The 7099-nt window shown below is 61.6% G+C and carries 5 protein-coding genes; 4 read left to right on the plus strand and 1 reads right to left on the minus strand.

The features are described from left to right. Positions 1-41: 41 nt before the first annotated feature. Positions 42-230: a hypothetical protein gene (locus tag PA6_RS23660; protein ID WP_021703143.1), complete on the minus strand. Its 189-nt coding sequence runs from the start codon at positions 228-230 to the stop codon at positions 42-44. A 115-nt stretch (positions 231-345) separates the two neighbouring features. On the opposite strand from PA6_RS23660, the gene PA6_RS21785 reads away from it, so the two are divergent. From PA6_RS21785 to PA6_RS21800, 4 genes are all read left to right on the plus strand, one after another. Continuing rightward, the gene (locus tag PA6_RS21785) at positions 346-528 is read left to right on the plus strand and encodes a hypothetical protein (RefSeq protein ID WP_021703144.1); all 183 of its coding nucleotides are present in this window, start codon (positions 346-348) and stop codon (positions 526-528) included. Positions 529-687: 159 nt separating this feature from the next. Next, complete coding sequence (gene hsdR / locus PA6_RS21790; protein ID WP_021703145.1) at positions 688-4164, plus strand: type I restriction-modification system endonuclease; 3477 nt, start codon at positions 688-690, stop codon at positions 4162-4164. Positions 4165-4405: 241 nt separating this feature from the next. Then, entirely contained in the window at positions 4406-5404 is a 999-nt protein-coding gene (locus PA6_RS21795) for an Abi family protein (protein WP_021703146.1), read from the plus strand. Positions 5405-5477: 73 nt separating this feature from the next. Further along, on the plus strand, positions 5478-7025 hold the full coding sequence (locus PA6_RS21800; RefSeq protein ID WP_043217333.1) for a class I SAM-dependent DNA methyltransferase: 1548 nt from the start codon (positions 5478-5480) through the stop codon (positions 7023-7025). The last annotated feature ends 74 nt before the right edge of the window (positions 7026-7099 follow it).

Here is a 7099-nt window from a genome sequence, read left to right on the forward strand (position 1 = left end):
CCTTAGCGGCTAAAATTAGGTAGCCCCGCTCAGGGCTACCGCTATGCCACTGGTACAGATTTCCAGCGAGAGAAGTCCAACGCAGCAATCTCTGCCGCAATCTCCTCCTCAGTCGGCGGCTCTGCATCACCCAGACCAAGCCGCTTGCTCTCGCGAATCGCGTTGGCCACTGCGGTTTTCCCTAGGGCATAACGCTCCAAAACACCTTCAAGCTCATCTCGATCCTGCATACCGGAACCTCTCAGGTCATGGCCAAAATTTAGCAGCTAAAATCCCCTGCCTGCTTTAGCCGCTAAAATTCGCACAATCGGGTGTCACTACAGACCGCCCGCCAAAGGAACAGGCATGAACGACACCCCACTGATTGAAGAGCCTTTGTTCATAACCGACGAAATCGAGGTCGAGATGATCAAGGCTGGCCACGTATTTGAGCCTCCCGAGCATGTGTCTACCGGCCGACTTTACGAGCGCCCGGGCTTTGAGTATCTGCGCCATAGCGATGAAAAGCCGGAAGTTATGGAAGAGTGAGCGCCCGATTACGCTCGGCAGCTTCACATTGAAAAAGCCACTCGGACCAATTATCAACCGCGTGGCCAAACCACATCGTTCTTGAGTAAGCTCCCCGTAATTCTGCGTACTAAGTAGCAATTTGGCGCAGTTGTAGGATGAGAGCCCTAAGGATCGATCATGGCAGCCAGCAGTAACTTCGCCTTTCTCCAGGAACACGACCCACTGTTTCTGCAATTGGCCAGCACAGCTGAACAAGTCTTCGCCGCCGATCCCAATACCACCCTCATCAAACTGCGCCAGCTCGGAGAAGCCTTGGCTCAGGATCTGGCCAGCCGCGCCGGCATCGAGTTCGACCAGCAGACCTCCCAGGCCGACCTGCTCTACAAGCTCGGCCGCGAGATCCAGCTGGAACGCAGCATCAGCAGCCTGTTCCACACCCTGCGTATCGAAGGCAACAAGGCCACCCACCAGTTCCGCACCCAACACCGCGAAGCCCTCGACGGCCTCAAGGTTGCCCGCGCCCTCTGCGTCTGGTATCACCAGGCTCTCGGCAAGGCCGGCAGCAACTTCAAGCCCGGCCCCTTTGTATTGCCCAGCGACCCCAGCGCACCACTGCGCGAGCTGCAGGGCGAGATCGAACAGCTCAAGACGCAGCTGCACGAGTCCAGCCAGCAGGCGGAAAGCAATCAGCAGCTCACGGCACTGCTCAAGCGCGAGGCCGAGGAATATGCAGTGCTCGCCGAGCAGATGGATGCCGAATCGCGCCGCTACAAGGAACAGGCTGCTGCCCACGAAGCAGCGCTCGCCCAACTGCGCGCCGAGCACGAGCAAAGCCTCAAGACACTGCAGCAGGAGCTTGAGTCCAAACCTCAGGCCAGCCAGCAGGTACAGAACAAGACTCAGCAGGCCAGCAAGCACTTCGACCTGTCGGAAGACCTCACCCGCATCGTCATCGACCAGCAGCTGATCGAAGCCGGCTGGGAGGCCGACTCCCTCGACCTCACCCACGCCAAGGGCGCCCGCCCGGAAAAGGGCAAGAACAAAGCCATCGCCGAATGGCCCACCAGCAGCCCCAAGGCCTGCGCCGACTACGTGCTGTTCGCTGGCCTTACGCCCATCGCCATCGTCGAAGCCAAGCGCAAACGCATCAACATCAGCGCCTGCATCCCCCAGGCAGAGCGCTATGCCCGCGACTACCCGCTGAGCGGCGAACAGCAACCTGCCTGGGAACTGGCCGGGCTCAGCCTGCCTTGGGCCGACGGCCAGGGCGGCCAATTCCGCGTGCCCTTCGCCTTCGCCTGCAACGGCAGGCCCTTCATCAAGCAGCTGGCCGAACAGTCCGGCACCTGGTTCCGTGACCTGCGCAGCCCGGCCAACACCGGCCGCCCGCTGCCCAGTTTCCACACTCCGGATGGCCTACTCGATCTGCTCAAGCGCAGCCGCGAAGACGCCGAAGCCAAACTCAAAAACGAAGGCTTCGCCTACCTGAAGCTGCGCCCCTACCAGGAAAAAGCCATCCAGGCCGTCGAGCAGGCCCTGGCCAACAACCAGCGCGACTGCCTGCTGGCCATGGCCACCGGCACCGGTAAGACCCGCACCATCATCGGCCTGATCTACCGCTTCCTGAAGGCCGAGCGCTTCAAGCGCATTCTCTTCTTGGTCGACCGCAGCGCCCTGGGCAATCAGGCCGTGGAAGCGTTCCACGACATGCCCCTGGAACAGAATCAGACCCTGGCGCAGATCTACGACATCAAGGAACTCGGCGACATGGCAGCTGAAGCCGCCACGCGCGTGCAGGTGGCCACCGTGCAGTCCATGGTTCGCCGCGTGTTCCAGTCCGATAACCCTCTGCCCATCGACGAGTTCGACTGCATCATCGTCGACGAAGCGCACCGAGGTTACACCCTCGACCAAGACATGACCGAAGGCGAGCTGGCCCTTCGCGATGCAGCCCAGTACCTCTCGCAGTACCGCCGCGTGCTCGACTACTTCGATGCCTGCAAGATCGGTCTCACTGCCACCCCGGCGCGGCACACCAGCGAAATCTTCGGTAAGCCGGTATACACCTACAGCTACCGCGAGGCCGTGGCCGACGACTGGCTGATCGACCACGAGCCGCCGATTCGCTACGTCACCCGCCTGGCCGACGAAGGCATCCACTTCGCCAAGGGCGAGACGGTCAGCGTGCTCGACACCCAGACCGGCGAAGTGGAAAGCGCCGAGCTGGAAGACGAACTCGACTTCAACATCGAGTCGTTCAACCGCAGCGTGATCACCGAGGCCTTCGATCAGGTGATCTGCACCGAGCTAGCCAAGGAACTCGACCCCTTCGGCGAAGAGAAGACCATGATCTTCTGCGTCAACCAGAAGCACGCCGAACGCATCAAGTGCCTGCTCGACGACGCCTTCGTCGCCCACTACGAAGAGCAGTACAACGAGGCCGCCGTGCGCATCATCACCGGGCAGAGCGACAAGGTCGACCAGCTCATTCGCCTATACAAGAACGAGCGCTTCCCCAACACCGCCATCACCGTCGACCTGCTCACCACCGGCATCGACGTGCCGCGCATCTGCAACCTGGTGTTCATGCGCCGAGTACGCTCGCGCATCCTCTACGAACAGATGAAGGGCCGCGCCACCCGCCGTTGCGACGATATCGGCAAGACGGTGTTCCGCATCTACGACCCTGTCGACCTCTACGCCGCGCTGGAAGCGGTCGACACCATGCAGCCGCTGGTGAAGAACCCCAACGTGCCACTGGAGCAGTTGCTCAGCGAACTGGTCAACCCCGCCAGCCTGGAGGCGCCCGGCAGCAGCGAGGGCGCCAGCCATGCCGACGACGTGCTCGATCAGCTTGGCCAGCGCATCATGCGCGTCCTGCGCAAGGCTCAGCACAAGGCCGAACAGAAACCCACGCTCAAGCAGAAGCTCAACGAGCTGCAGGACGCCTGGGGCGTGCCGCCGGCCGAGCTGCACAAGCACCTGCATGAGCTTGGCCCGCAGCAGGCCGCGCACTTCGTTCGCACCCACAGCCGCCTGTTGCAGCAGCTGGACAGCGTCAAAGCATTGCTCGCCTCGGAAAACTACCCGGTGATCGCCACCCACCCTGACGAGCTCAAGGTACGCGAGCAGAACTACGGGCAGAACCAGAAGCCCGCCGACTACCTGGAAAGCTTCCACGATTTTATCCATAACCAGCTCAACCAGTCCGCCGCACTGGCCGTGGTAGTCAACCGTCCGCGCGACCTCACTCGCGAGCAACTGCGCGAAGTACGCCTGCTACTCGACAACGCCGGTTTCAGCGAGGCCAATCTGCAAAGCGCCTGGCGCAACGCCACCAATCAGGAAATCGCCGCCAGCATCATCGGCTACATCCGTCAGGCCGCTATCGGCGAAGCCTTGCAGCCCTTCGAGCAGCGTGTGCAGCAGGCCATGCAAAAGATCTATGCCCTGCAGCTTTGGACACCCGTTCAACGCAGGTGGCTGGATCGCCTGGCCAAGCAGCTAGTGCATGAAGTGGTCATCGACACACAGCAGGTTAACGACGCCTTCAGAAATGACGGTGGACTAAAAGGCTTGGATCGGAACCTGGGTGGCAACCTGGATCGAGTGCTGGAAGCCCTGAATGAAAACCTGTGGTCAGCCGCGATATGAGCGCTCCTACATCCGCCCAACACAGCCCTCAGATTTCCTGCATAGAGAAGGCTCGCAGCAGCTTTCTAGTGGACGTCCGTCCATCAGAGCAGTGCCAAAGAGCCTGCGAAAGAGTGCCAAATTTCTTGCAAAACGATGCACTGATGCATAACCTTCCACGCAACACACCCGCCATGCCTATGGTTGCTTCGGCAGCTACGCACAAATTGAGCGGGTTTTTTATGCCCGGTAGTTTTTCCGCATGAAGCCCTTCGGCAAGCCAGCCATCGACATTCCTGCGCAGCTGGCCCTGCTCAAGCAACGCGGGCTCATCATTCAGGATGAAGGCAAGGCGCACTGTTTCCTGGAGGCAGTCAGCTTCTTTCGCCTTACCCCCTACATGCGCCCGTTCCAGCTATCGGAAGATGCCGATCACGGCTTCAAACCGGACACGCGCCTACAAGCACTCACTCGCCTGTACGACTTCGATCGTCGGTTACGCCTGCTGGTCATGGATGCTATCGAGCGCATTGAAGTCGCCACACGCGCCGTCATCAGCAACCATATGGGGCCGCAATATGGCTCGCACTGGTATCTAGAGGCACGGTTATTCCAGCGGGGCTATCGCCACCAGGCGCTGGTCGACAGCATTCGCAGCAAGCAGGAGAAGGCACTGCAGGATCATCTGCGGGAATGCCAGCGCATCGATGCCTCCCAAGCGCCGGATGCCCGCAAGGAGCAACTCAAGAGCCTGCGCGCCAAGGAAAGCTACGCACGTCATTACGCCCTGACATACAACACCCCCGACCTCATGCCCGCCTGGGCGGCCATGGAGGAAATCACCCTGGGCGACCTCTCGCACTTGTACAAAGGCCTGGCCCGCGACGCCGACAAAAAAGCCATCGCCAAGCGCTTGAAGCTGCCGGCCCCACTGCTGCAATCCTGGCTGCACACCCTGACCACCATCCGCAACATCTGCGCCCATCACGCGCGGCTGTGGAATCGCGAGCTAGGCATCCGCCCTGAGCTGCCCAAAACGGTCAATTTCCTATGGCCGCAGCATCTGCAACAACAAGGGCAGCATGCCCGGATGTTCACCGTGCTCTGCATCCTCAACCTGCTGATGCGCCAGGTCAGCCCGCATACCAGCTGGGACAGGCGCCTGCATGAGCTGCTGAACGAGTTTGCCGAGATCAACCTGCAAGCCATGGGCTTCCCACCCGATTGGAAAAACGATCCGTTCTGGCAAGTGCCCGACTAAACCCCATTTCCCCTCGTGAGCCGAATAGCCCACTTATTCGGCTCACGTTATGAGCCAATTAGAGAAAGTCGCCATGACCAACACCGATATCGTCCAGAAACTCTGGAGCCTCTGCGACGTCCTCCGTGACGACGGCATCAACTACAGCGACTACGTCACCGAGCTGGTCCTGCTGCTGTTCATCAAGATGGAATACGAGCAGGTGCAGAACGGCAGCGGCTTCGAGCACAAGCTGCCCGCAGGCGCCCGCTGGCCAGACCTCACCAGCAAATCCGGCCTCACCCTGCTCAACCACTACCGGCAGATGCTGCTGGATCTGGGCAAGAACAGCGACCCGCTGATCGCCGCCATCTACGCCGACGCCCAGACCCGCCTCAAGGAGCCGCGCCACCTCGACCAGCTGATCCAGAGCCTGGACGGCATCGACTGGTTCAGCGCCCGTCAGGACGGCCTCGGCGACCTCTACGAAGGCCTGCTGGAAAAGAACGCCAGCGAAACCAAGTCCGGCGCTGGCCAGTACTTCACCCCCCGCCCGCTGATCGACAGCATCATCCGCGTCATCCGGCCGCAACCCGGCGAAGTGATCCAGGACCCGGCCGCCGGCACCGCCGGCTTCCTCATCGCCGCCGATGCCTACATCAAGCAGCACAGCGACGACCACTACGACCTCAACGACCGTGAGCGCGCCTTCCAGCGCAACCAGGCCTTCGTCGGCATCGAGCTGGTGCCCGGCACCCGCCGCCTGGCCCTGATGAACTGCCTGCTGCATGGCATGGAAGGCGACGCCGAGGGCGTGGTGCACCTGGGCAATGCCCTCGGCCAGGCCGGCATGAACCTGCCCAAGGCCGATGTCATCCTGTCCAACCCGCCCTTCGGCACCGCCAAAGGTGGCGGCGGCCCCACCCGCGATGACCTTACCTACAAGACCAGCAACAAGCAGCTGGCCTTCCTCCAGCACATCTACCGTGGCCTCAAGCCCGGCGGCCGCGCAGCCGTCGTATTGCCGGACAATGTCCTGTTCGAGGCCGGTGTCGGCACCGACGTGCGCCGCGACCTGATGGACAAGTGCAACCTGCACACCATCCTGCGCCTGCCCACCGGCATCTTCTACGCCCAGGGCGTGAAGACCAATGTGCTGTTCTTCCAGAAAGGCTCGCCCGACGATGCCCACCAGAGCGAAGGCTGCACCCGCAGCGTATGGATCTACGACCTGCGCACCAATATGCCCAGCTTCGGCAAGCGCACCCCCTTCGGCGCCCAGCACCTCAAGCCCTTTGAGGACGCCTACGGCACCGATGCCAACGGCACCAGCCCGCGCGCCGAGAATGTCAATGGCATCGGCGAGCAGAGCCGCTTCCGTGTGTTTTCCCGTGAACAGATCCGCGAGCGCGGCGACTCGCTGGATATCAGCTGGCTCAAGGATGCCGACAGCCTGGATGCCAACGAACTGCCGGCACCCGAAGTGCTGGCCGGAGAGGCAATGGCCGAGCTGACCGAGGCCCTGCGTGAGCTGGATCAGCTGATGCAGGCGTTGGGGGCCGGGGATGAGGCCGAGCAGCAGAAAAGGATGCTGGCCGAGGTGATGGGGTTGGCGGTGGCTCAGGAGGCTGGGGATGAGTGATTTGCCGGCTGGCTGGGCAGTTGCCTCCTTGGGAGACGTTTGCGGACAACCTGCGCAGCGTGTACCTAAGGAAA

The organism is Aquipseudomonas alcaligenes NBRC 14159 (assembly GCF_000467105.1).
GTDB lineage: Bacteria > Pseudomonadota > Gammaproteobacteria > Pseudomonadales > Pseudomonadaceae > Aquipseudomonas > Aquipseudomonas alcaligenes.